The sequence below is a fragment of the Halanaerobium kushneri genome (assembly GCF_900156285.1).
GTDB lineage: Bacteria > Bacillota > Halanaerobiia > Halanaerobiales > Halanaerobiaceae > Halanaerobium > Halanaerobium kushneri.
In genome coordinates, this window is sequence record NZ_FTNC01000032.1 from 1 (window position 1) to 25,498 (window position 25,498).

The 25,498-nt window shown below is 34.2% G+C and carries 21 protein-coding genes and 2 pseudogenes; 22 read left to right on the forward strand and 1 reads right to left on the reverse strand.

The features are described from left to right. Window positions 1-198 (reverse strand): annotated as a pseudogene (locus tag BW929_RS13690) (ISNCY family transposase); the annotation flags it as partial. Window positions 199-366: 168 nt separating this feature from the next. Between BW929_RS13690 and BW929_RS13695 the strand changes: the two are divergent. The 22 genes and pseudogenes from BW929_RS13695 to BW929_RS13800 all read left to right on the forward strand — a co-directional run bounded on the left by BW929_RS13695 (window position 367) and on the right by BW929_RS13800 (window position 25,043). Further along, on the forward strand, window positions 367-1,266 hold the full coding sequence (locus tag BW929_RS13695; protein WP_076546054.1) for a hypothetical protein: 900 nt from the start codon (window positions 367-369) through the stop codon (window positions 1,264-1,266). 213 nt (window positions 1,267-1,479) lie between these two features. After that, a complete protein-coding gene (locus BW929_RS13700) occupies window positions 1,480-2,916 on the forward strand; it encodes a glucose-6-phosphate isomerase (protein ID WP_076546055.1) in 1,437 nt (478 codons plus the stop codon). Between the two features lie 119 nt (window positions 2,917-3,035). Next, window positions 3,036-4,394, forward strand: coding sequence for a protein kinase domain-containing protein (locus tag BW929_RS13705; protein ID WP_076546056.1), 1,359 nt, complete (start codon window positions 3,036-3,038; stop codon window positions 4,392-4,394). After that, window positions 4,394-5,152, forward strand: a complete 759-nt coding sequence (gene nadE, locus BW929_RS13710; RefSeq protein ID WP_076546057.1) for an NAD(+) synthase — start codon at window positions 4,394-4,396, stop codon at window positions 5,150-5,152. The genes BW929_RS13705 and nadE overlap by 1 nt, the downstream gene beginning before the upstream one ends. A 22-nt stretch (window positions 5,153-5,174) precedes the next feature. After that, window positions 5,175-6,098, forward strand: coding sequence for an ABC transporter substrate-binding protein (locus BW929_RS13715; RefSeq protein WP_076546058.1), 924 nt, complete (start codon window positions 5,175-5,177; stop codon window positions 6,096-6,098). Between the two features lie 128 nt (window positions 6,099-6,226). Beyond that, on the forward strand, window positions 6,227-6,694 hold the full coding sequence (locus BW929_RS13720; RefSeq protein ID WP_076546059.1) for a HutP family protein: 468 nt from the start codon (window positions 6,227-6,229) through the stop codon (window positions 6,692-6,694). Then, the gene (locus tag BW929_RS13725) at window positions 6,675-8,453 is read left to right on the forward strand and encodes an ABC transporter ATP-binding protein (protein WP_076546060.1); all 1,779 of its coding nucleotides are present in this window, start codon (window positions 6,675-6,677) and stop codon (window positions 8,451-8,453) included. Before BW929_RS13720 ends, BW929_RS13725 begins: the two co-directional genes overlap by 20 nt. 38 nt (window positions 8,454-8,491) lie before the next feature. Beyond that, on the forward strand, window positions 8,492-9,142 hold the full coding sequence (locus BW929_RS13730) for a lysophospholipid acyltransferase family protein (RefSeq protein WP_076546061.1): 651 nt from the start codon (window positions 8,492-8,494) through the stop codon (window positions 9,140-9,142). A gap of 16 nt (window positions 9,143-9,158) precedes the next feature. Beyond that, on the forward strand, window positions 9,159-10,283 hold the full coding sequence (gene lpxK / locus BW929_RS13735; RefSeq protein ID WP_076546062.1) for a tetraacyldisaccharide 4'-kinase: 1,125 nt from the start codon (window positions 9,159-9,161) through the stop codon (window positions 10,281-10,283). Between the two features lie 20 nt (window positions 10,284-10,303). Further along, on the forward strand, window positions 10,304-11,056 hold the full coding sequence (kdsB, locus tag BW929_RS13740; RefSeq protein ID WP_076546063.1) for a 3-deoxy-manno-octulosonate cytidylyltransferase: 753 nt from the start codon (window positions 10,304-10,306) through the stop codon (window positions 11,054-11,056). Window positions 11,057-11,109: 53 nt separating this feature from the next. Next, window positions 11,110-11,955, forward strand: coding sequence for a 3-deoxy-8-phosphooctulonate synthase (gene kdsA / locus BW929_RS13745; RefSeq protein ID WP_076546064.1), 846 nt, complete (start codon window positions 11,110-11,112; stop codon window positions 11,953-11,955). 15 nt (window positions 11,956-11,970) lie between these two features. Next, window positions 11,971-12,960 carry a KpsF/GutQ family sugar-phosphate isomerase gene (locus tag BW929_RS13750; RefSeq protein ID WP_076546065.1) on the forward strand — a complete coding sequence of 330 codons (990 nt, stop codon included), beginning with the start codon at window positions 11,971-11,973 and terminating at the stop codon, window positions 12,958-12,960. Window positions 12,961-13,003: 43 nt separating this feature from the next. Continuing rightward, window positions 13,004-13,873: pseudogene (locus tag BW929_RS13755) on the forward strand (lysophospholipid acyltransferase family protein); the annotation flags it as partial. A 40-nt stretch (window positions 13,874-13,913) separates the two neighbouring features. Next, window positions 13,914-15,233 carry a 3-deoxy-D-manno-octulosonic acid transferase gene (locus BW929_RS13760; protein ID WP_076546067.1) on the forward strand — a complete coding sequence of 440 codons (1,320 nt, stop codon included), beginning with the start codon at window positions 13,914-13,916 and terminating at the stop codon, window positions 15,231-15,233. After that, on the forward strand, window positions 15,220-16,275 hold the full coding sequence (gene waaF / locus BW929_RS13765; RefSeq protein WP_076546068.1) for a lipopolysaccharide heptosyltransferase II: 1,056 nt from the start codon (window positions 15,220-15,222) through the stop codon (window positions 16,273-16,275). The genes BW929_RS13760 and waaF (BW929_RS13765) overlap by 14 nt, the downstream gene beginning before the upstream one ends. Before the next feature lie 65 nt (window positions 16,276-16,340). Further along, window positions 16,341-17,402: a lipopolysaccharide heptosyltransferase II gene (gene waaF, locus BW929_RS13770; RefSeq protein ID WP_076546069.1), complete on the forward strand. Its 1,062-nt coding sequence runs from the start codon at window positions 16,341-16,343 to the stop codon at window positions 17,400-17,402. Further along, window positions 17,403-18,398, forward strand: coding sequence for a glycosyltransferase (locus tag BW929_RS13775; RefSeq protein ID WP_076546070.1), 996 nt, complete (start codon window positions 17,403-17,405; stop codon window positions 18,396-18,398). Further along, window positions 18,373-19,587, forward strand: a complete 1,215-nt coding sequence (locus BW929_RS13780; RefSeq protein ID WP_076546071.1) for an O-antigen ligase family protein — start codon at window positions 18,373-18,375, stop codon at window positions 19,585-19,587. Before BW929_RS13775 ends, BW929_RS13780 begins: the two co-directional genes overlap by 26 nt. Further along, a complete protein-coding gene (locus BW929_RS13785) occupies window positions 19,577-20,503 on the forward strand; it encodes a glycosyltransferase (RefSeq protein WP_076546072.1) in 927 nt (308 codons plus the stop codon). Before BW929_RS13780 ends, BW929_RS13785 begins: the two co-directional genes overlap by 11 nt. Before the next feature lie 115 nt (window positions 20,504-20,618). Beyond that, a complete protein-coding gene (locus BW929_RS13790; RefSeq protein WP_199505738.1) occupies window positions 20,619-21,560 on the forward strand; it encodes an NAD-dependent epimerase/dehydratase family protein in 942 nt (313 codons plus the stop codon). A gap of 53 nt (window positions 21,561-21,613) precedes the next feature. Next, entirely contained in the window at window positions 21,614-23,206 is a 1,593-nt protein-coding gene (locus BW929_RS13795; protein ID WP_076546074.1) for an ArnT family glycosyltransferase, read from the forward strand. A 265-nt stretch (window positions 23,207-23,471) separates the two neighbouring features. Next, on the forward strand, window positions 23,472-25,043 hold the full coding sequence (locus BW929_RS13800) for an ArnT family glycosyltransferase (protein ID WP_255417000.1): 1,572 nt from the start codon (window positions 23,472-23,474) through the stop codon (window positions 25,041-25,043). The last annotated feature ends 455 nt before the right edge of the window (window positions 25,044-25,498 follow it).

The window sequence follows — 25,498 nt, forward strand, 5'->3', positions numbered from 1 at the left end:
CATCGATTCTAGATCATATTCTCTTTTTCTACCAAAATATTTGTAGTAAGCAGTGTAGAAACTGAATGGAATAAATTCAGATAAATCAAGATATTGATCGAGCATTTCAAGGAATTGAGGTTTATCATTTTGAGCCCAATCTTTGGCCTGTTCATAAAGATCACCGAAAGACAATTGCTTTTTAGAATTAAAAGACATTATGATTTCCTCCTTTTGGCTTTGTGGTATTTTTAGTATCTCTAACTATATTATACCATATCTTAAGGAGGAAATCACCAAAAATTTATGTCATGAGCCCTGTCATTTAGGGCCTTAGACATTATACAAACGACTATAATGAGCATTAGAAAAAGGAGGTAATATAAAATGAAAAAGAAATTAAGTATTTTATTAGTATTAACATTATTAGTTTTTGCTTTTGCACCTGCTTTAACTCTTGCCCAGGACACAACAGAAGATGGTCAGGAAACAGTTATTGATGATAATCAGGAAACTGTAACTGATGATCAAGAACCTGCCGATGATACAGATCAGGAAAATTTAGGGGATGAGGAATCCGCAGATGATCAGAACCAGGAAGAATCAGACATTGAAGAAGAACTTGATCAAACTTATCAAAACTTAGAAGAGCTGCTTGCAGATCTGGAATCAAATGAAGATTTAACAAGTGTAGAAAGAGTCACTTTAGAAAGAAAATTAATTGAATACGACGAAAACTTAAATATTGATAGTATTTCTTCTGTAGTTGATAAAATTTTAGCAGATGAAATTGATCTGGGTCAGGGATTTGTAATTTTAAACAATATTCAGGAGAGTGTGAAAAATGGTTTTGAAGAGGACAGGGCCTTAAAACTTATTAACAACTTTGAGGAAGAAGGTAACGGCCAATTAGCTTTTCAAACTGCTCTCGAATTACGCAAAATAAGTCGTGAAGATAGAGATGGAGAACAGGCATCAGCATTTGCTGATGAGGTGGATTCTATTATCAAAGAAAATGGAAGTATTGAAAATTCTGAATTAAAACAGCTGGCTGCAGAGTATAGAAAAGAAGCCAGAAAAGAAGAGAGAGAAAAAATGAAAGTTAAAAGAGAAAACAATTCAAATTCAATCTCTGATAATTCTTACGACCAGGAAAAAGAAAATAATGCGGTCGGAAATGGCCTGAATAAAGATAATAAAGGTAAAGGAAACTCTGAACATTCAAAAACAAAAGCTAAAGAAAAAGATAAGTCTCCCAATGATAATGCAAATCAAAACGCAAAATAAAAAAAGAAATTCCCTGCTGTAAAAGGCAGGGTTTTTTTCTTGTAATAACCACTGTTAAATGTTAAAGGTAAATTTCTAAATTAAATATGGAGAAAAGTGCGACAAATAGCAGTTCTACCTACAAAAAACCTTGCAAAATTGCGTTGAAAAATATATACTTGTGATAGCATTATTAATCTAAGCAGCAATATAAGAATATAAGGAGGAAATACGATGTCTGCAGAGAAAAAAGTCCAGTCAAAAGATGAATCAAGACTGAAACTTGATATTAACAATGTTTTTGCGGAAATGATTGGTAAGGAACATGGGATGACAGTTGAAGAATTAGAGGAAGCAAAGGATAAAGCACTTAAAGCACATCAGAATATCCTGAAAGCTGAGGCTGAGGGTGAGATGGGTTTTATGGAACTTCCTTATAAACAGAAGGAAGTCGTAAATGAATTGAAAGAAACAGCCGAAAAATTAAAAGACAAATTTGATAATTTTGTAGTTCTTGGTATTGGTGGATCTGCCCTCGGTAATATTGCGGTTCAGACTGCAATTAATGACCCCCACTATAATTTGTTTAAAGAAGCTCGTAATGGCTATCCACGACTTTTTGTAAGTGATAATGTTGATCCAGAGGGAATTAAAGCTCTACTGGATAAACTTGATCCGGAAAAAACTCTTTTTAATGTAATTTCTAAATCAGGCAGTACAGCCGAAACTATGAGTCAGTTTTTACTGGCCCGTAAATTTGTTGCTGATGCTGTTGGAGAAGAAAAAGTGGGAGAACACTTTATTGCTACAACCAGTAAAGATTCTGGATATTTGATTGAGATTGCCGAAAGAGAAGGAATGAAAAAATTCTTTATTCCTGATAATGTAGGAGGAAGATTCTCAGTTCTAACACCGGTGGGACTTCTTTCTGCTGCTATGACCGGGGTAGATATTGAAGAACTGCTCGAGGGTGCAGCTTATATGGATCAGATCTGTCGCAAAAGTGATTTCTGGGAAAATCCAGCTCTGGTTAATGGTTTAATTCAGTATTTAGCTTATAAAAAAGGTAAAGTAATGTCTGTAATGATGCCCTACTCTGATCGTTTGCGTGATGTGGCCGACTGGTATAGACAGTTATGGGCAGAATCACTGGGAAAAGAAGTTGACCGTCAGGGTAATACAGTAAATGTTGGTCCAACTCCAATTAAAGCTCTGGGAGCAACTGATCAGCATTCACAGGCCCAGTTATATATGGAGGGACCATTTGATAAGATTATTACCTTCCTTGAGGTAGAAAACTTTGCTGAAGAATTAGAGATTCCAGGTGCTTATAAAGATCTTGATGGAGTTGGTTATCTGGGAGGACACAGTTTTGCAGAGTTAATTAATACTGAAAAATGGGCAACAGAACTTGCTTTAAATAAGAGAAATAGAATGAACCAGACTGTTAAAGTTCCTGAGGTAAATGAGTTTACTCTGGGACAGTTATTTTATTTCTTTGAATTTCAGACAGCTGTAACAGGAGAACTGCTCAATATTAATACATTTAATCAGCCTGGAGTTGAACTGGGTAAAAATTATACTTATGGTATTTTTGGTCGTGATGGCTATCAGGATAAAAAAGATGAATTTGATAGTTCTGCAGAGCATAAAGACGATTTGATTCTGTAAAAGGATTTAAAAATTATATTGAAAGTAAATTATTATAAGTAGGTAAGTCTATCCACCCGAATTGATTTTGGGTGGATAACTTTGCTTATTCTAATTTAATTAATGTCGGAGGAATTACTATGAGCAAGGAAACTCGGGAGAATAACAAAATACAGAAGGAAAAGCTTTTTAAAGATACTGTGCCGCGCTCAAGGGTGCAGCTTGATATTGTTAAAAGAGTCAGGGCGGCAATTGATAATATGCCAGCAGAACTTCCTGAAAAGATAATTTCATATCAGGATGTTATTAGAGAGGATGGCGAATATTATCTTCTTTATCGAGGTAGTGAAAATCTAGAACCGCTGGCAGAATATTTAAATAAAAATTCTTTTAAGGCACAGCTGCTGATTGAGGAATTTAAAGAAACTCTTGCTCTGTTAAAAGATATTCAGCTGGTCAAAGATATTTTTCCTGCGGGTATTAATGCTTCTAATTTTTGGATTGATGGAGATAAAAACATTTATCTGATGCCGGAAGCTATGCTGCGCAGCAAGAGAAACTATAATGAATTTGAGCTGGAGATTCCCAGCCAGGATTATTTTATGCCCCCGGAAGTGATTACAGGCGAAGACTGGCAGCTGAAATCTTATATTTTTAATATCGCATCGGTTTTTTATTATTTTTTAAGTGGAGAGACTATTTTTAGTGATCGGGATAATGCAAAAGTTTTAAATAAAATTCAGAATGAAAATATTCTGGTTCTTAAAGCACTGGTTCCTAAGTTAAGTGACAGCCTCAATCAATTATTTATGGAAATGCTGGCTAGGGAACAGGAAAAACGTCCAGAAATTAACTATCTTATTGAAGAAATAAAAAGAGCTAAAGCTGAGAACAATTTTGAATTGGAAGCTTTTTTAGAAAGAAAAAATTTAATTGACAGTAAGATAATCAAAAAGAAAAGACGAAATGAAAATATTAAACTCTTTTTTCGCCATAGCTGGAAGGTGATTTTGTTTTTTACAATTATTGGTGGCGGATTAATCTGGGGTTTAACTACAGGTTCACCAGCAACCATTACTGCTGAAAATACTGCTGGAGAGGTTGTTAATTATTTTTACGAAGCCATAGCAACAAAGAATATTAATCTTGCCAATGAAGCTGCAGATTTTGAACTGGGTGAGATGGAGAGAATGATTTCGGAAACCCATGTAATTGAAAAGATGCAGCAGGCTTATGGTGGTGACCCCGAGCAGGGGGGAGAGGTTAATGAAATTTATAGTCTGGAAAATCTTAAAATTAAAGAGCTTTCCACAACTGAAAAAAGATCTCAATTTAGAGCCTCTTATGAGTTTAATTTTCGAGATCGAGAAGGACATTATAGTTATCAGATGCAGGATGAACTAATTGTAGAAAAAATTGATGGGATCTGGAGAATAACAGCAGTTGAAGGTAGTTTGAAAGCTATGATTGCTGGCAAATATCCCTGGAGGGAAGAATAATGGCTAAAAATATTTTTGCAGAAAATGATTATACAAAAATTAAAAATAGATTGATAGATTGGTTGCAGACTGGGGTGAAAAATGCTGGTTTAAAAGGAGCTGTTGTTGGCCTGAGTGGCGGTATTGATTCTTCTGTTACAGCCCGTCTCTGTCAGCTGGCTTTTGGTGACGAGATGCTTGGGGTAGTTATGCCCTGTCATTCAAATGCTCAGGATCGTGAAGATGCTCTTAAACTTGCTGCTGAATTTGGAATTGAGGTAGTTGAAAATGATCTTAGTGAGATTTATGATCATTTTTTAGCTAATTTAGAACAAAGTGGAATTAAAGGTGGCAAACTAGCAGCGGCTAATATTAAGCCCCGTTTGCGAATGACTGCTTTATATTATTATGCTCAGGCTAAAGATTATCTGGTTGTCGGTACCGATAACTGGAGTGAATTAAAAATTGGTTATTTTACCAAACATGGTGATGGTGGTATAGATCTTGCTCCACTGGGATCATTGGTCAAAAATGAGGTAAAAAAATTGGCAGAAGTACTGGAAATTCCTTCTGCAATAATTGATAAAAAACCATCTGCAGGCCTGTGGGATGGTCAGACTGATGAGTCAGAGATGGGCTTTAGTTATCAGGAACTGGACAGATATATTTTAACTGGTGAGGCAGAGCCAGAAATAGAGAAAAAAATCGAAAAACTTTCAGTAAAAAATAGTCATAAAGTAGCCCCAGTTCCTATACCAAGAAGAGAAGATATTGTTTAGAGATGGTTAAGGAGGGTTCTGAGTGAAAAATATTAAGTTTTCGCTATTTTTATTAATATTATTAATTTTTGCAGCTGCTATTCCGATATCTGCCCAGGAATTTCCTTTAAATTATACAGATGAGTTGGGGAGAGATATTACAATAAATAAAGAAGTTGAACGGATTATTACACTGGCCCCCGGAATGACTGAAGTGATCTATGCATTGGGTCTCGAGGACAAATTGGTTGCAGTAAGCTCTGCTTGTGATTATCCCAGCGAAGCTTTGCAGAAAGAAGATGTTGGGCGCATTGATGAACCCAATATTGAAAAAATAGTTGCTTTAGAACCTGATCTGGTAATAGCTGAGTCTGTAACTCCTATTGAGAGTTTGGAGAGACTGACAGAGCTGGGAATAAAAAATATTGGTTTTAAACCTGTCTCAATTAATGATACAATAAATATGATTGAAGAAATTGCTTATTTAACTTCTGCAGAGGAAGCTGGGACTGAGCTCAGTTCTAAGATGAAGGTCAATTATCAGCATCTAAGAGCTCTGGTAAAAGGTAAATTAAAAAATAATGATCGCAAAAGGGTTTTTTATGAAATCTGGTCAGACCCTCTATATACAGCGGGTCAAGGAACTTTTATTGATAGCTTGATTCAGGATGCTGGTGGTTATAATATTGGCAGAGAAGCTGAAGGCAGCTGGCCAACTTACAGCCTGGAAAGTCTAATTGCTGCTGATCCAGAAGTTTATATCAGCAGTGCTCACAGTGCTCCGGATGGTTTAACATTGGAAGATTTGAGGGGACGAGAGCTTTTCAGAGAAATTTCTGCTTTTAAAAATAATCGTCTGTATTTAGTTGATCAGAATTTGGTAAATAGACCTTCCCCAAGAATTATAGAGGGTTATAAGCAATTTATTCAGGCTATTTTTCCAGACTTAAAAGAGGAAATTAATTAGTTTTGTTGAATAGCAGATAGTGGTAGGAAAATTTTAAATCAATGTTGGAACGATTGAGAAATAAATTTTAAGTTTTTAAGCCTTTTGTAAAAGGTTATAAGTAAAAAATAAGACTAAGAGGTGATTTGATGAATTTATCAGATTTTACAATTGATGATTTTACAGAAATTGATGGTGGACAGTCTATAGGGAAGGTAGCTGTACTGCTGTCAATGGTTAATGATGAGTATGACAGCAAGATTATCGATGCCTATAAAAATGAAGGCTATAAGGCTGTAATAACCAGAGCCGGCGGTAAGGGTTCAAAACTGAAGGATAAAGTTTTGCGCAACTGTCTGGGAGCAGCAATTAAAGGTGATGTAATAACTGAATCAGTTCAGGACCAGCGTATTTTGACTCGCTGTGTAGAAAGGGCGATGATTGATTTTGATAAACCGCTTTCCGGGATCTCAGGTGCCGGAATCAAAATTGGAATTGTCAGTAAAGAACCACATCTGGCAGTAGCTCTTTACGGAAAACTCGGTATCCCTGGCTTAGATGTTGATCATGAAATTTCAGGAATGGGGATTCACTACTATGGACTCAGCAAAAGATAATAATCAAATTGAGATATTAAAAAGAGTATTTAAATATGTGTTACCATATAAAGGCAGGCTGGTAGGGGGAGTAATCTCCATGCTGGTTCATGCCTTTTTAACTGTTTTTTTTGTAAGAGTTTTTCAGGGGCTTTTAGAAACTATTATTTCTGATATTAATATGGGTAGAGAAGGTATGATTAGGCTTTCTATGGTTGCTGGAATGATGATTTTAGTTTATTTTCTTAAAGGGATAGCCTATTATGGAAAAAGTTATCTTGTAGCTTATGTTTCACAAAAATCAGTTAGAGACATCCGGAATGATCTCTATTCTCATCTCCACAATCTCTCTTTAAGCTTTTATAGTAAAAATAAAACAGGAGATATATTATCCCGGGTAACAAATGATGTGCAGCAGCTGGAAAGTTCAATGATCAATACTACTGTTGGCAGTATTGATAAAGTTTTTACGCTGGTTGGTGGTATACTTTATCTTGTTTATTTAAATTACCGCCTGACAATCTTTCTAATTATAATTTTGCCTTTAATTACATATGTAATTACTAAATTTAATTATAAGTTAAAGAAAGTCAGCCGCCGGGTTCAGATTAAGATTGCAGATGTTTCGGATGTACTGCAGGAAACGCTTTCGGCAGTACGAGTGGTCAAATCTTTTGGTCGGGAAGAATATGAGTTTGAGCGCTTTAGCAGTGAAAACCAGGCTAATTTTCGGGCTAAAATGAAAAAGACTCAGTATGGGGCAATCTTAACTCCACTGGTAGAATTTTTGGCTGCAATTTCTTTTACAGCTATTCTCTGGTATGGCGGCTATGAGGTTATGCAGGGGAGAATGTCTGCTTCAGAGTTAATTGCTTTTTTTACTCTGCTTTTAACAATTAGTGAACCTCTGCGTTCAATTACTAAATTAAGCAAAAGGTTGCAGCAGTTGTTTGCTTCAGCTGAGCGTGTTTTTGAGATTATGGATACTGAAAGTGAACTGCGCGAAGATGACGAAAATAAAATCGAGTTAAAAAAGGTTGAGGGAGAAGTAGTTTATGATAATGTCAGCTTTGCTTATAACCGAGATGAAGTTGTATTAAAAAATATTAATCTTACTGCCCGGCCGGGCGAAGTTGTGGCCCTGGTTGGTCACAGTGGAGCCGGTAAAACAACTATGGTTGATTTAATTCCCCGCTTTTTTGATCCGATTGAAGGGCGGATGCGCCTTGATGGTCATGACTTAAAGGATTTAAAAATTGACAGTCTGAGAGATTTTATTGGCATTGTTCCTCAGGAGACGATTTTATTTAGCGGTACTTTGAGAGATAATATTGCCTATGGTGATTTAGAAGCTGACGAAGAAGCTATTCAAAAAGCTGCCAAAGCAGCCAATGCTCATGATTTTATCATGGAATTTCCTGACGGTTATGACACTGTAGTTGGGGAAAGAGGAGTTGGACTTTCTGGTGGCCAGAAACAGAGGATTTCTATTGCACGGGCTATTCTTAAAAATCCTAAAATTTTAATTTTAGATGAGGCGACTTCTTCGCTTGATTCAGAATCAGAATCTCTGGTCCAGGAAGCTTTAGAACATTTAATGGAAAATAGAACAACTTTTATCATTGCTCACAGACTTTCTACTATCAAAAATGCTGATAAAATTGTGGTTGTAGAAAAGGGAGAGGTTATGGAAAAAGGGACACATCAGGATCTGCTGCAGAAGCAGGGAAAATATGCCTCTCTTTATCAGGGACAATTTATTGAGGCACCAGAGATTTAACTGTATTAAAATAACAAATCAGAAAAGAGGTGGGGTTAATGTCAGCAAAAATAGAAAAAGTCAAGCAAAAATTAATTCCACTTTTTGCTTATAATTTAATTAAATGGACAAATAAAAGTTATCAGCTTGAGGTTGAGGGCTGGGAGCCGGTTAAAGAATTACTGGCAGAGGGAGAGTCGCTAGTTTTTTCTAGCTGGCATGGTAAAAGCTGGGTTCCCGCTTATTTTTTGAAAGATTTAGGTGTTTACGCTCTGACCAGTCTGAGTCAGGATGGCAGTTATATGACTGAAATATTAAACCGGCTGGGCTGGAATACAGTCCGGGGGTCAAGCAGTAGAGGTGCCAGTCGTTCGCTGCTTTCACTGTATAGAAAGTTAAAGCAGGGAGCAAGTACAGCCCTGACTCCCGATGGACCCACAGGCCCTATTTATGAGATTAAGCCTGGCATTATATTTTTACAGGAGAAGGCAGATTCGATGCTTGTACCGTTGGGAGTGGATGCCCGCTGGAAAAAGAATTTTGCCAGCTGGGATCATTATCTGCTGCCAATTCCATTTAGTAAAACTGCCCTGGTTTTAGGTGAACCATTTCGTTTTGACCCTGATTTGGAGATGGAGCAAAAGCAGAAGATTTTAAAAGAAAAAATGGAAAAAGTAAATGCACGAGCGGCCGAAATAGTCAAAAAATGATGGTGGTATTAAATATATGAATAGTCTACGCAGATACTTAGAAAAAATTATAGATGGTTCTCAGACAGGAATAGTAGCGGCTATAATTCGCTGTATTTTATTTTTACTTTCACTGTTTTATTCACAGCTTGCCAAAATTAGATCAATTCTATATCAAAATAATATTTTAAAGAAAAAAACAGCCGATGTTCCGGTGATCAGTGTGGGAAATATTACTACCGGAGGTACTGGAAAAACCCCTTTTACAGCCTTTTTGGCTGAACAGTTGAAGGCAGATTATAGGATTGCTATTATTAGCCGTGGTTATGGGGCCTCAAAAGATGTTGAAGAACCTTTTTTGATTAAAGATAGAGATCAACTTTATGCTGATGCTGCTCGAGCGGGAGATGAGCTTTTTATGCTGGCCCGCAGAAATGATGATCTTATTTTTATTAGGTCTGCCAGTCGTTATCAGGGAACAAAACTGGCACAAGAAAAGGGTGCTGATTTAATTTTGCTTGATGATGGATTTCAGCATTATCAGCTTAAACGACAGGCAGATATAGTTTTGATTGATGCGGAAAAACCATTTTCTAATAACAGAGTTTTGCCAGCAGGATTATTAAGAGAACCTTTTGCTGCTTTAAAAAGAGCCGATCTTTTTCTTATAAATCGAAGTGAAAATGTTGATTTTAATCGAATTAAAGAGCTTAAAAACTCTTTAAATACTCTCAGCCCTTTAAACAAAGGTGTTTTCAGGGCAGAAACCAGGCTGGAAAGCTGTGTTTCTGTAGCTTCCCAGGTGCAGGAAAATCTCGACTTTTTAAAGGAGAAAAAGGTTTTTGCTTTTTCTGGAATTGGTAGCCCGGAAGCTTTTAAAAAGAGTATCGAAAGTGCAGGAGCAAGGGTAGTAAGTTACAGGATTTTTAAGGACCATTATAATTATCAAAAAGAAGATCTTTTAACTCTACTTGATCAGTATTCAGCTTCCCAGGCGGATCTAATTTTGACTACAGAAAAGGATGCTGTTAAATTATTTGATTTTGCAGATATGATTGGAGAGCTTCCATTTTATTTTTTAAAAATCTCTCTGGCAATAGAAAACAGGGAAGAATTACTGGAGATCATTAGAGCCCAAATTAAAAATGGCAGGGCTAAATAATAATTTGAGGTGGATTTGAAATGTCAAAATTAAAAACTGCTGCTCTGATACCTGCTCGCTATGCCTCTACTCGTTTTCCTGGTAAGGCGCTGGCAAAGATCAAGGGTAAAGCTATGATTGTAAGGGTTTATCAGGCAGTTGAAAAGTGTGAAATGATAGATCAGGTTTATGTGGCAACAGATGATTTGCGCATTAAAAATGCAGTTGAAACAGCAGGAGGTAAAGTTATTATGACTTCTGCCCGGCATCAGAGTGGGACTGATAGAATTGCTGAGGCAGCTGCTGAAATTGAAGCAGATTTAATTGTGAATATTCAGGGGGATGAACCTCTAATTAAAGCTGAAAGTATTGCCCGGGCTGTAGAGCCTTTTACAAAAGAAGATCAACTTAAAATGAGTACTTTGAAACGAGAAATTAGTGCTGATGAAGCCGCAAATCCAGATCTGGTTAAAGTAATAACTGATAAAGATGATTATGCAGTATACTTTTCGCGATCTCCCATTCCTTTTTATCGTAATGCCGGTGTAGATGAGCAGATCTATTATCAGCATATAGGCCTTTATGTTTACCGCAGAGATTTTCTGCTGCAGTATGCAGAGATGGAGCAAACTTTTTTAGAAAAGGCGGAGTCATTAGAACAACTTCGTGCTTTAGAGAATGGATTTAAGATTAAAGTTCTGGAAACTGATGCCAGGCTAATTGGTGTAGACAGAAGAGAAGATATCGAATTGGTCGAAAAAGAAATTGAGACTCGAAATAAAATTGAAAATTAATTTGAAATTAAAAATAGAGAATTAAATTTTCTGTAAGCAGATGGAGGTAAAAAATGTTTAAAAAAGTAAAGTTAAATGATGAGATAATCTTTGGTGATCAGGAAAAACCGTTTGTGCTTTTAGCGGGCCCCTGTGCCATTGAAGAAGAGGAGAGAGTTTTAAGAATTGCCGAGGGAATTAAAGAGATCACAGATAGACTTGGTATTCCCTATGTTTTTAAATCTTCTTTTGACAAAGCTAACCGTTCTTCAATTGAATCCTACCGGGGTCCCGGCCTGGAGAAGGGGTTAAGAATTTTAGAAAAAGTTAAAAAGCAGTTTGATCTTCCTGTGATTTCAGATATTCATTTACCTGAGCAGGCAGCAGCGGCAGCTGAAGTTCTCGATATTATGCAGATTCCTGCTTTTTTGTCCAGACAGACAGACATGCTGACGGCAGCCGGGAAAACAGGGAGTATAATTAATGTTAAAAAGGGACAATTTTTGGCTCCCTGGGACATAGATCAGGTTGTGGCTAAAATCGAAAGTACCGGTAATGAGCGGATTCTGTTAACAGAAAGAGGAGTTTCTTTTGGTTATAATAACTTAGTTGTTGATATGCGATCACTGCCAAGAATGCGAAAAACAGGCTACCCAGTTGTTTTTGATGCAACTCATGCTGTACAGCTTCCGGGAGGTGCAGGAGACAGTTCTGATGGAGAAAAAGAATATGTTCCCTATTTAATGAGAGCTGCTCTGGCGGCCGGAATTGATTCTTTATTTATGGAAGTTCATGATGAACCTGCGGTGGCTAAAAGTGATGGAGCAAATATGATTCCATTAGATCAGCTGGAAGGAATTTTAAAACAGGGGCTGGCAATTGATTCAGCAATGAAAAATTGTGAAGAAATAAATTTTTAAGTTAGGGTGAATAAAATGACTGTAAGCAATAGAGAAGAGAAATTTAAAACTGGACTTGCTGAAGCAAAAAATGCACTGCAGATAGAGGCAGATGCAGTTTTAAAATTAAAAAAGGAGCTTGACGGCAGTTTTAGAAAAGCAATGGAGCTGATTATAGACTCTCAGGGGAGAGTTGTTTTTTCTGGAGTTGGGAAAACAGGCCTGGTGGCCAAGAAACTGGCTGCTACTTTTTCCAGCACCGGTACTTCTGCTTTTTTTGTTCACGCTGGTGAAGCTCTTCATGGTGATCTGGGAATGATTAGAGCAGGTGATGTAGTAATTGCTGTATCTAACAGTGGTGAAACAGAAGAGGTGCTCTCCTTACTGCCTTCACTGCGTCGAATTGGTGTTACACTTATTGCCCTGACTGGAGATAGCAGTTCCACTCTGGCTGAACATGCAGATTTAGTTTTGCTGGCAGATGTAATTACAGAAGCCTGTCCCCATAATCTAGCTCCAACTGCGAGTACAACAGCTGCTCTGGCACTGGGAGATGCACTGGCAATCGCTTTATCTTCTTATTATGGTTTTACTCCGGAAGATTTTGCTCTTTATCATCCAGGTGGTTCTCTGGGAAGAAAATTGTTAACCAAGGTTAAGGATGTAATCAAAATCAGAGAGCAGAATCCTGTGGTTAAAATTGAAACTACAGTCCGAGAAGCATTATTTAGAATGACCGAGAGCCGGATGGGTTCAACTTCCATTGTTGATCAGGATGGAAAGCTTAGAGGAATAATTACTGATGGTGATATTAGACGTCTGTTAGAGAAATCTGCTGATTTTATTGATCGACCGGTTAAAGATTATATGACAGTTGATCCGATTTCGATTTCACCGGATAAATTGGCAGCAGAGGCACTGCAGATTATGGAATCTAAAGAGATTAATGATCTGCCTGTTGTAGAAGCTGGAAAGCCAGTTGCTATGTTGAATTTCCAGGATCTTTTACGAGCAAAAGTTTTTTAAATTTGAATTCTGATCACAAAATTATAATGAACAAAAGAGGCTAAATATGAAGGATAAAATTAGTATTTTTTTCTACAATATTTTTAGATTTTTATTAAAAAAAATGCCACCTGCTTTCGGAAAATTTTTAGGGAAATTGATTGCCGGTCTGGCTTATTTAATTACTCCTGGTCGGCGGAAACATTCGCAGCAGAATTTGATAAGGGCACTGGGGTTGGATAAAGAGGAAGCCAGAAAAATGATTAAAAAAGTTTATAAAAATCTGGGTTATGATTTTGCTGAATTTTTGCTGGAAGATACTTTTAGCAATCAAGATGTTGAACAGATGGTTGATTTTGATGGGCTTGAGTATTTAGATCAGGCACTTGCTGAAGGAAATGGGGTTATTATTTATACAGCTCATTTAGGAAACTGGGAGCTGCTGGGAGCAGTACTGGCTCTTAAAGGTTATCAAGTGCATTCAATTGCTCAGGAACAAAATAATTCTCTTTTTAACGAAAGGATTAATCAAATTCGCCGCAATGTTGGAGTCGGAATTATTCCTAAAGGTCTGTCAATTAGAAAGGCATTTAAAGTTTTGAAAGCCAATGAGATATTGGCAATACTGGGAGATCAGCATGCACGAAGTGATGGCTGGGAACTTGAATTTTTTAATCGACCTGCTTTAACTTTTCCCGGGGCTGTTAAATTTTCTCAGAGAACGGGAGCACCAATTGTTCCTCTTTTTTTTCACCGCCAGGGATGGCTGAAACATAAACTTAAATGTTATCCACCACGCAAAATCAAGGCTGAAGCTTCGGAAGCAGAATTAAAGGCTGAACTAAAGTCGCTGCTCGAGTTGACTGAAGAAGAAATAAAAAAAGAGCCGGCTGACTGGATGTGGCTGCATAAACGCTGGAAAACATATAATTAAAATTTTGAGGCTAATTTTTAGCTCAATGAGGGGGAGAAATATGTATTTTATTTATAATTTATTATTGTCTGTACTGACAGTTTTTTTACTTCCCTATTATTATTTCAAAAGCAAAAAAAGTGGAGAAAAACTTAATTTAAGAGAGCGTTTTGTTTTTTATGATCAGAATTTGGATCTTTTATTTCCGGCTCCTCAAGTTATCTGGATTCAGGCTGCTTCAGCTGGAGAAACACTTGCGGCACAAAAGTTGACGGCTGAGATTAGAGAGGAATATCCAGAGGCAAGAATTATTTTTTCGACAATGACAGCCAGTGGCAAAAACCTGGCTAAAAAGAAAATCGAGGGAGCTGATTTAATTATTTATCTTCCCTTTGATTTAAACTGGGTTGTAAAAAAAGCAGTTGGAATTTTTAAACCTGATCTATTTATTATGATTGAAACAGAACTCTGGCCTAATTTAATTAGAGCTCTGGATGATGGTGGATGTCAGATTATGCTGGTAAGTGGTCGAATAAGTGATGATTCTTTTAGCCAGTATAAATATCTGGGAACTGTTTTAGATGATATGTTAAAAAGAGTTGATCTATTCAGCATGCAGCACCAGGAAGCTGCAGAAAAAATTAAAGAGCTGGGTGCAGCAGAAGACCATATTTGTATTAATGGTAATTTAAAATATGATATTGATTTAAATTCCCCTTCGAAAGAAGAATATTTTCAAAAAACGAAGATGTTTAATATAACTGATCAGACAAAAGTTCTTATTGCAGGTAGTACCCATCAGGGAGAGGAAGAGATAATTCTCGATCTTTATCAGCAGCTTAAAACAGATTTTAAACATTTAAAGCTCTTACTGGCACCTCGCTATGTCGAAAGAAGAGAAGAAATTCTGGAGCTCTGTCGGAAAAGAGAAATAGCTGCAGCTTTATATTCGGATCTCAAACGAAATGTGATCCAGCTGTCAGAAGACACGGATATTATTATTGTTGATACTATGGGCGAACTGGCACAGCTTTATTTTTATGCAGATTTAGTTTTTATTGGAGGTTCTCTAATTGACAGGGGAGGACATAATGTAATCGAAGCAGCTGCCAGGGCTAAAGTTGTGTTATTTGGTCAGAGCATGTATAATTTCAAAGAAGAAAGAGACTTTCTTTTAGAAAATGAAGTTGGATTTGAAATTGAGGATGCAGCAGATTTTTTTGAAAAGACTTACCAGCTGCTGGCCAATGACCAGTACCGAAAACAGAGAGCAGAAAAAGCAGCGGAATTAATTGATCAAAATCGTGGTGCGGTAAAAAAACAACTGCAGCTGGTGGATGTGCTGTTAAAGCAGGGAGAAGATTATTATGATAGAAAATAGGGTAGAAAAGATTTTGATTGTCAGATTGAGTGCGATCGGAGATGTTATTCATTCTTTGCCTACAGCTTATGCTTTAAGGCAAAAACATCCTAATGCTCAGATAGACTGGCTTGTTGAAGAGCAATCATATCCACTGGTTAAATTAAATCCGTATCTAGATAATGTAATTATTTTACCACGCAAACGCTGGAAAAAATTAATTAACAAAGATTTCATAAAAGGAGTCAGATCATTCTTTTCTTTTTTTAAAAAATTAAGGGCTGAAAAATATGATATTACTTTAGATTTACAGGGCCTTTTTAAGAGTGCAATAAGTTCTTTTCTTGTAAATCCCAATTTGCGTATGGGGCCATCTGATGGGAGAGAATTAAGTACTTTATTTTATCAGGCAAAGATAGATCTTCCAGAAAAAAAGGGGCATCGTATTTATAAATATCTTCATTTTGCTGGAGCTCTTGAGGCAGAAATGAATGAGATAAACTATGGACTTAAGTTAACTCCGGTTATAAAAAGTAGAGTAAGTCGACTTTTTGAAGAAAATAAAATTGATGCTAAAAATAAAATTGTAGTTCTTAATCCTTTTACTAACTGGGAGTCTAAAAATTGGTTTTTGGAAAGTTATTTTAAGCTGGCTAATGAACTTATTAAAAAAGGATATTATGTTATATTTACAGGCAGCAGAGATGATAAGGACGCTATAGATAGTTTTGGAGCAGTTGAGCAAGATAAATATAGTAATCTGGCTGGTAAAACTGATCTGCAGGAATTAGCAGAAGTCTACAGAAGAGCAGCTTTATATATAGGTGGAGATACGGGCCCAACCCATCTTGCAGCTGCGGTTGGAATACCGGTGATAGCACTGATGGGACCTACTGATCCGGAGACTAATGGTCCTTTTGGTGAAGGCCATACAGTTATTCAGGATAATAGTCTGGAATGCATTCGCTGTTGGGACAGGCACTGCAGTCGCAATATGCAGTGTATGAAATCAATTAGTGTAGAACAGGTTTTGAGGATTGCTAAAAAGAAATTAAGTGATTAACATTAAAATGATCTGTTCAATTCCACTTTAAAATTGGATTGTATATTATACGGGGAATGGTTATTATGAAAACTAGTAAAAGAATAATAGTTATGGATCTTTTATATCTGGGTGATCTATTATTTGCCCACCCTTTTTTTGAAGGTTTGAGGAAACTTTTTCCAGAGGCCAGGATTGATCTGGTGGCAAATAGTAATTTTTCTGAGTTAATGAGAGTTAATCCAAATCTTGACCATGTTTACAGTTATAATAAGAGCTGGACAGCTGCCAGATCATATAAATTTTCTAAAAAATTGAGAATGAATAATTATCAGCTGGGAATTAACATTCAGGGTAACTGGAGAACTGCGCTGCTTTTAAAATTAATTTCACCTGAAAAAAGTATTGGCTATGGTGGCAGGGGTAGAGGATTATTTTTAGATGTGGTAGTAGAAAAAGATAATTCTTCTCATATGATAGAATTATATCTTAAATTTTTAAATCAAATGCAGCAGAGTCAATTGCTGGCGAAGAACTTTGAAATTCAGAAACATAAATTTGATTCTAAGGAAGATTATTTTCCGGTTTTGAGAATTGATGAAACTTATAATCAGAGTGCTGCTCGAAAAATAAAGAATATTGGTCTGAGTGATAAATTTATTGTTTTAAATACCGGAGGCAGCTGGAAAACAAAACGCTGGCCCGAAGAATATTTTGCAGAAGTTGCCAATCTGCTGATTGAAAGAGGCTATAAGATTCTTTTTGTTGGTGGCCCTTCTGATACTGAAAGAGTTAGTTATATAATAAATAAAATTGAAAATAGGAACATGATTTATAATTTAAGTGGGAAAACGTCTCTGCTTGAACTTGCTGCAATTTTAAAAAGAGCCTCGCTGGTGATCAGTGGTGATACCGGACCGGTTCATGTAGCGGCTGCAGTCGGAACCAATACAGCAGCAATTTTTGGACCTTCTGATGAAACCAAATATGCTCCCCGTGGTAAAGCTAAGAATATATTAATTAAGAATGCCGGGCTCAACTGCCGTCCCTGTGGAGAACACGAATGTCCGCTGGATCATTTTAAATGTATGCGGGAACTGAGTCCAGATCTGGTAGTGGACAGAATTGAAAATGAAGGAATGATATAATTGGAGATAGTACAAATCTGTAATGGAGATATACCTCCTAGAAAGTATGGTGGAACCCAGAGAGTAGTTGCCTGGCTAACAAAGGGTTTATTAGAATTAGGACATAAAGTGACTTTATTAATTGATGGTAAAACTTCTATAGAACATGAAAATTTAAGAGTAATAAAGTTGCCTAAATCTATCAAAAAAATTTTGAAAAAGTCAGGAGAAAATGGTGTTTATAAATATTTACCAGAAGATTATGATATTGTTCATTTCCATTATAATCCAAGTGAAGAACCAGAATTTCCTTACGTAATAACTTTTCATTGGTTGGGTAAATCTAGAGATAAGTTTGATGATGAAATTTTAGAAAATACTATTTTTGTTAGTAATAAACATGCTCTTAATAATAATCGTTTTACATATATTCATCATGGAGTTGACCCTTTAGAATTTGATTTTAAGGAAAAGAAAAGTGATCGATTTTTATTTTTATCTAAAGTAAGTTATCCTCCTAAAAATGTTAAACTTGCTATAAAACTTGCTAAGGATATGAAATTCAACTTAGATATTGCAGGTGGTTGGAGATTTAGTATTTCAAGATATCTAAAGTTTCATGGGATGGTAGGAGGAACAAAGAAATATAATTTGTTATCAAGGAGTAAAGCAATGATTTTTCCAACTTTATGTGAAGAACCATTCGGTTTGGTCACAATAGAAGCCTTAGCGAGTGGAACTCCAGTAATCACCAGTGAAAATGGAGCTATGCCAGAAATTATAAAAAATGGCATTAATGGTTTTAGATGCACCAATTATCAAGATTATAAAAAGGCTGTAAATAAAATCTCAAAAATTAATCCAGTAGACTGCCGAAAAATTGTTGAAGAAAAATTCAATTATTTGCTGATGGCTAAAAATTATCTTGAACAGTATGAATCTGTTCTTTCAAATAATGGATTAAAGAAAAATATTGGAGGAAAAAATAGAAATGAGTATCAAAAAAACTTTAGATAATACTATCTTTTTTTTATATACTACTTTATTATTTTTGTTTACATTTTCAATTGCAATTAGAAATCTACTAATTGGATTGTTATTTATTTTTTCAGTTATAAGAATATTGGTTTATAGAGAATTTAATCTAAAAAATAATGAATTTAATTTTTATGTTCTATTGTTTTTAACATTTACATTTTTATCTTTTTTTGTAGCCCGAGATATTAATTTGTCTTTAGATAGATTTGTCAGCCCGATTTTGAGATATTTATTTTTCTTTTATATTTCATTTATTATAGTTAATGATAGAGAAAAAATAGCAAAGAATTTAAATATTTTTATATATGGTAATTTAACTTTTGCAGTATTAGGAATCTTAATAAAGTTACTTAATGGGGGAAATCATATATCAGGTAATGGGACAGGTACTGTTGCAGCCTTTAATATTTTAATATTTTCAGCTCTATTATTCAATAATGAAAACAATAATTATAAAAAAATATTTTATTTAATCGGAATCGGTTCATTTACTTATATTTTGTTTCAAACAAATTCACGCGGAGCTGTTTTAGGATTTTTTGCTTCACTTTTTGTTTTCATAGGTTTTATGGTTTATTATAATATTAAATCAGCTAAAATTAAATATTTTATTACAATCTTATTAATTATTTTGGTAATGATAACTCCTTATTTATTACCTGATAAGCTAATAAATAAATTTGATAATTTAAAAAATATTAGTGCTAATAATAGTTTGAAAACGAGAGTTGTTATGTGGGAATCATCAATATATATGATAAAAAATAACCCAATTTTAGGGGTAGGTGTCGGTAATTTTCAGCCAAATTATTTAGATTATATAGATAATGTTTCCGATGAAAATTTAACTGCTGGTTCCAGAAAACATGACCATCCTCACAATATGTTTTTGTTTATTGCTGCAGAGCAGGGCATTCCATCTTTACTTTTATTTTTAATAATGATTTTTATTTCATTAAAGATTAGTTTATATAATATTTATAGATATCCAAAGTTTTCATTTGAGAATTTAATTGGGATAACTTCACTGTCAGTATTTATAGTTTTTATAGTACATAGTATGGTTGATAGTACAGCAAGATATGGACATGTAGGCTTTTATATTTTATTTATATTAATTGTAAATTATATTATATTTGAGGAGATGAGTAAGACAAGTGAAAATTAGCGGTTTTTCTATGGTTCGGAATGCAACAAAATTATATTATCCGATTCAAAAGGCTATTGAATCAATTTTACCTATTTGTGATGAATTTGTAATTGCAATTGGTGAAGGAGATAAAGATGATAATACACGAGAATTAGTCTCAAATATTGGCAGTGATAAGATTAGGATAATAGATACTGTCTGGGATATTGAAAATCAGAGAAACGGAATGGTACATTCTGAACAATCTAATATAGCTTTAGATGCTTGTTCCGGTGACTGGTGTTTTTATATTCAGGCTGATGAGGTTGTTCATGAAAAATATTTACCAGTAATAAAAGATCGATGTTTAGAATTAAAAGATGATAATGATGTTGAAGGTTTAGTTTTTGATTATCGACATTTTTGGGGGGATTATGATCATTATCAAATTAGTCATGGATGGTATAAAAGGGAAGTTAGAGTAATAAAAAATAATATTGGTGTTAGGTCTAATAAAAGTGCCCAGGGCTTTAAGAGATATGGAGAAAGAGTTAAAGCAGCTCATTCAAATGCAGAAATTTTTCATTATGGCTGGGTTAGACCACCTAAATATATGGAAAACAAAAGAAGAGCTTTCCATACTATTCACTGGGGGAAAGATCAATCTAATAACTTTCATGATCAGGAACCACAGGAGTTTGATTATGGCCCTTTAGATCGGCTTCCAGTTTATAACGGAACTCATCCAGAAGTTATGCAGGACTGGATTGCTAAAATGAACTGGCAGGATAAATTACAGTATTCTGGTGAGCCAAAAAATAATCGAGTTAAACATAAACACGAAAAAATAAAAAATCGTATTCTAACTTCAATTGAACAAAAACTGGAAAGAAAATTTGGAGGTAAAATTTATTTAAGTGGACACAGAAATTACCAATTACTTGGTAATAAATAAGCATTTATATTTAATTATATAAATGACTAAATTAAAAATTTTAATTATTATCAATAACAAGTATTTAATTGACTAATTATAAACGTTTTCAGATGGAATAATGAGGTGATCAATTTTGAAACATTTAATAACTGGATCAGCAGGATTTATAGGTTCAAATTTAGCTAAAAAATTACTAGCAGAAGGCGAAGAGGTAATAGGGATAGATTGTTTTACAGATTATTATGCAAGAGAATTAAAGGAAAATAATATAAAAGAAATTTTAAATAATCCTAATTATACTTTTCTAGAAAAAGATCTTTTAAAAACAGATTTAAAAGAATTAATAAAAGATGTGGATTATATTTATCATCAGGCAGCTCAGGCTGGAGTTCGTTCTAGCTGGGGTGAGGATTTTGAAATATATAACCAGAATAACATTCTTTTAACTCAAAAACTTTTAGAGGCAGCAAAAGAGAGCAGACAATTAAAGAAATTTGTCTATGCTTCTTCATCTTCGGTTTATGGAGATACTGATCAGATACCTATGACAGAAAAACAGAGGCTGCAGCCGGTTTCACCTTATGGCGTCTCAAAACTTGCTGGAGAAAATCTCTGCTATTTATATTATAAAAATTTTAATGTACCTACAGTATCATTAAGATATTTTACTGTTTTTGGTGAAGGCCAGAGACCTGATATGGCTTTTCATATATTTATTAAGGCTTTTCTGCAGGGAGAAATCATTAATGTTTTCGGTGATGGTGAGCAAAGTCGAAATTTTACCTATGTAGGTGATATTGCTCGAGCTAATATTTTGGCAGCTCAAAATTCTCCGGCTGGTGAAATTATAAATGTTGGAGGAACTAATACTGTCAAATTAAATCAGAGTCTTGAATTAATGAAACAGATAATTGGCAGTGACACCAAAATTATTTATTCGAAAAAAGTTAAAGGAGATGTAAAACATACTGCTGCAGATATTAGTAAAGCCGATCAACTATTAGGTTATTCTCCCGAAGTCACCTTTAAAGAAGCTTTAGAAAGGGAGGTTAACTGGCTTAAGAAAATTTATTAATTTAAAAGTTATCTCTAAATTAAACCAGGTATTTAAAGAAAGGGGGAAATTAGATGTCTTTATTTAACAATGATTTAAGAAATATTTATATTTATCTGCTAATATTAATTATTTTCAGTATTCTGCTGTTTGTTCCCTCAACTTTAAATCGTGATCTTCATTATCGTGATGAATTAAGATATACAGAGGTTGCTAGAGAGATGGAGAATAGTGGTAATTATTTTGTTCCCCGGCTTGGTGGCAGAATTTATACAGATAAACCTCCTTTTTATTTCTGGTTTTTAATTTTTTCTAAAGAAATTTTTGGTGAGTATTCTGCCCCGGCAATGGTCAGTCCCAGTATCATTTCTGCTGTAATAATACTATTGTTAACTTTTTTGTTTGCTAGATCTATATTGGACGAAAAATATGCTTTTTTAGCAAGTATAATTTTAGCTACAACTGTACTTTTTTTTAGTTTATCTATATTTGTCAGAATGGATTTATTAATGATGGTTTTTATAACTGCTGCTTTGGTTACCTTTTTTATGGCATATCAAAATCAGAATAATTATTTTTATCTTTTTGCTTATTTGTTTATCGCTATTGCAACTGCGATCAAAGGACCAGCTGGATTTTTGATTCCCTTAGCAACTATTTTCGGGTTTGTTATCTGGGATCAAAGCTTAGAAAAATTGCAGGAAATGAAATTGATGCAGGGATTAGGTATCTTTTTTTCTGTAATTTTATTATGGTTAATACCTGCCTTTATTTTTGGCGGCAAAGAGTATATTTATGAATTGTTAGTTCTGCAGACTTTTGGTAGAGCGGTTAATTCTTTTGCTCACAGTGAACCTTTTTATTATTATTTTACCACACTTCCATTAACCCTCTTACCCTGGACCTTTATGTTAATTTCAAGTCTCTTTTATATAATTAAACATTATAGAAATATTAATACAGAACTTAAATTTATATTAAGCTGGTTTTTCTGGCCCCTGCTATTATTTTCTTTTTTTAGTGGTAAATTAGTATTTTATCTGCTGCCAATTTATCCCGCAGCTGCAATTTTGATTGCCTACTTATGTCGGCAGGTTATAGTTAATCAGGAGAATAAAAAATTTATAGTGATTCCAGTTTTACTAACTATTATAATTATTATAGCTGGCAGTTTTTTTATTCCTGATAATATTGAAGGTTATAATATTGGCAGTTTATTAAAACCAGCACTGATATCAATAGGTTTTATTTTGTTGATTGCTTTAGTTTTATATTTTAAAAAAAATTATTTGGCATTAGTTTATCTTTTAGCAATAGCAATGCTCTTTTTTTCACTTAATTTAAATCTGATAATAGTTCCCATAGCAAGTCAGAATTATAGTAAAAGACCAATTGCTGAAGAGTTGAAAGGGTTTCGAGAACAAAAAAACGTCGAAAATATTGCTGCTTTTAGATATGGGCAGCCGGAAACTCTAGCAGTTTATACTAATTTTTTTATTAAGGACCTGGGTACTGAAAAGGCACTCATTGGTTATCTTCAAGAAAAACAAGAAGCTGTTATTTTAATTAGTGAAGATGATTTTGAAAAAGTAAGTGCTATTTTTACTCAACAAGATGTTATCTATCATTCAAATGGATATAATCTGATCTATCATTCAATCGAATAAGAATAAACATTACTAGATTGGTTAAAAGTTCTTGATTTAAAAGTAATTAAGGGTTAAGGTGTTTGGAATTTTAAAACTCCATTTTTTTCTAGATTTGTCTTTGTTTTTTAATATATTTTTAATATATTAAAAATATAATTGAGTTATCAAATTAAGTTTGGTGATCAGCAAGAGATGTATTTACTAATTATAAACAAAATTATTAAATTATAAGGGGGTAAGTTCAATTAAAACAATAAATAATCATAAAAATATATATATATATATATTATTAATTATTATTTGTGGGGCAGCTCTCTATTTGCCAGCTACTTTCTATAGAGATTTGCACTGGGAAGAAGAAATGAAATATGTTGAAGTTGCTAAGGAAATGTATGATACTGGAAACTGGCTGGTTCCACATTTAGGGGGGGAGTTTTATTCTCATAAACCTCCATTTTATTTTTACTTTTTAAATTTTAGCCGACTTATGGCCGGGGGTTATTCTGTAACCGCAATGGTTATGATGAGTTTAATTCCGGGTATTTTAATTGCAATAGTCACTTTCTTCTGGGGAAGCCTGAATTTTAATAAGAAATATGGATTTTTGTCGGCTTTGATTTTAATGATTACTTTTTACTTTTTTGCTCTTTCAATAACAGTTCGAATGGATCATTTAATGGGATTTTTCATTATTTCTGCTTTATTTTCTTTTTATCTCGGTTATTCTTCAGAATCAAAAAGAAAAGATAGATTCTATTATTTGGTTTACTTATTTATGGGCCTGGCAACATGGATTAAGGGACCGGCTGGTTTTTTAATTCCTTTAGTTGTTATTCCTGCCTTTTTGTTAATTCAAAAAGATCTGGCGGAATTTAAAAATTTAAAATTAAAAAAAGGCATCTTAATTTTTGTAGGTGTAATTTTATTATGGCTTGTACCCGCTTTAATTAGAGGGGGAAAAGAATATGCATATCAATTATTAGTTGTCCAAACTTTTGGTAGAACTGTTAATTCCTTTGCTCACCAGAAAGCATTTTATTATTATTTAACAACTTTTTCTTTTACCTTTTTACCGTGGTCTTTCTTTCTTTATTCAGCTTTTATTTACTGTTTTAAGAATAGGGGAAGGTTACCTCAATTTATAAAGTTTTTACTTAGCTGGTTTGCTGTTACTTTTATTTTATTTTCTTTAATAAGTGGAAAGCTTGACATATATCTTTTACCAATCTATCCAGCTGGAGCTCTTTTGGTTGCTTATTTATTTAAAGAGATTTCAAATCGACGAGCATCCAAATATTATATTATAATTCCAGCATTGATTACTTTTGCATTTTTCACCATCGGAAGTTTTTTTATACCCCAGGAAACACAGGGAATAGCTTTAAAAAGTCTTTTGATGCCAACAATTATAAGCTGGATTCTGGGAGGAATAGTCGGGATAATTCTACTATTTAAAAAGAAATATAGTTATATTTCGTATCTCGTTATTATTATATTTGCAGTTTTTCTACTCAACTTTTCTTTTTCAGTAGCTCAACCTTTCAGTCAGACTTATACTCTTAAAGAGACAGCTAAAGAAATGCAGCAGTTAAAAACTAGAGGAATCAATAATATTGCTACTTATAAATATGATGGTGATTCCGATTCTCTTGGTATTTATCTTGACTTTTGGCCGGAAGTGATTAAGGACCGGGTTGGCTTTCTAAATTATCTTAAGCAGGATAAATTTGCAGTTATGATGGAACTTGACGATTGGCAGCGAATCAGGGGCGATTTGAATCAAAATATAAAAAACAAATTTGAAGTATCACAATTTAATCAAAGTTATATAATTATTACTAATTATAGTAACTGATTTAACTTTAAAACGTATATAAATTAAGGGTGGTGGAAAATGCAGAATTATAAATATGATTTTTCAATAGTGGTACCCATTTATAATGAAATCAAAAATTTGTCTCCTCTAACAGATAGTATAATTAATCCTGAATTATTCATAGCAACCACAAAATAAATTTTTCCTTTTATTTAACTCTAAAATCATCTGATTTAAGAACTTAAAAATATTTTTTTGAGTTGAATTCTTAAAAAAGATCTGTTTTTGGTATTATGGTAAAAATTACTATTAAAATCGGGTATAGATATCCCCTGTTCTTCCTTTTTGTCTTTAAAACTTTACAGGCCCTATATGTTAAGGTAGTTTAGTATTCAGGTTCAGATAAATCCCAAACCCTGTATATTATCCAGTACCTTAAAGAATAATTCTTTGTTGGGACAGCCTTCTGCCAGTTTGTAATAAATATATCTGCC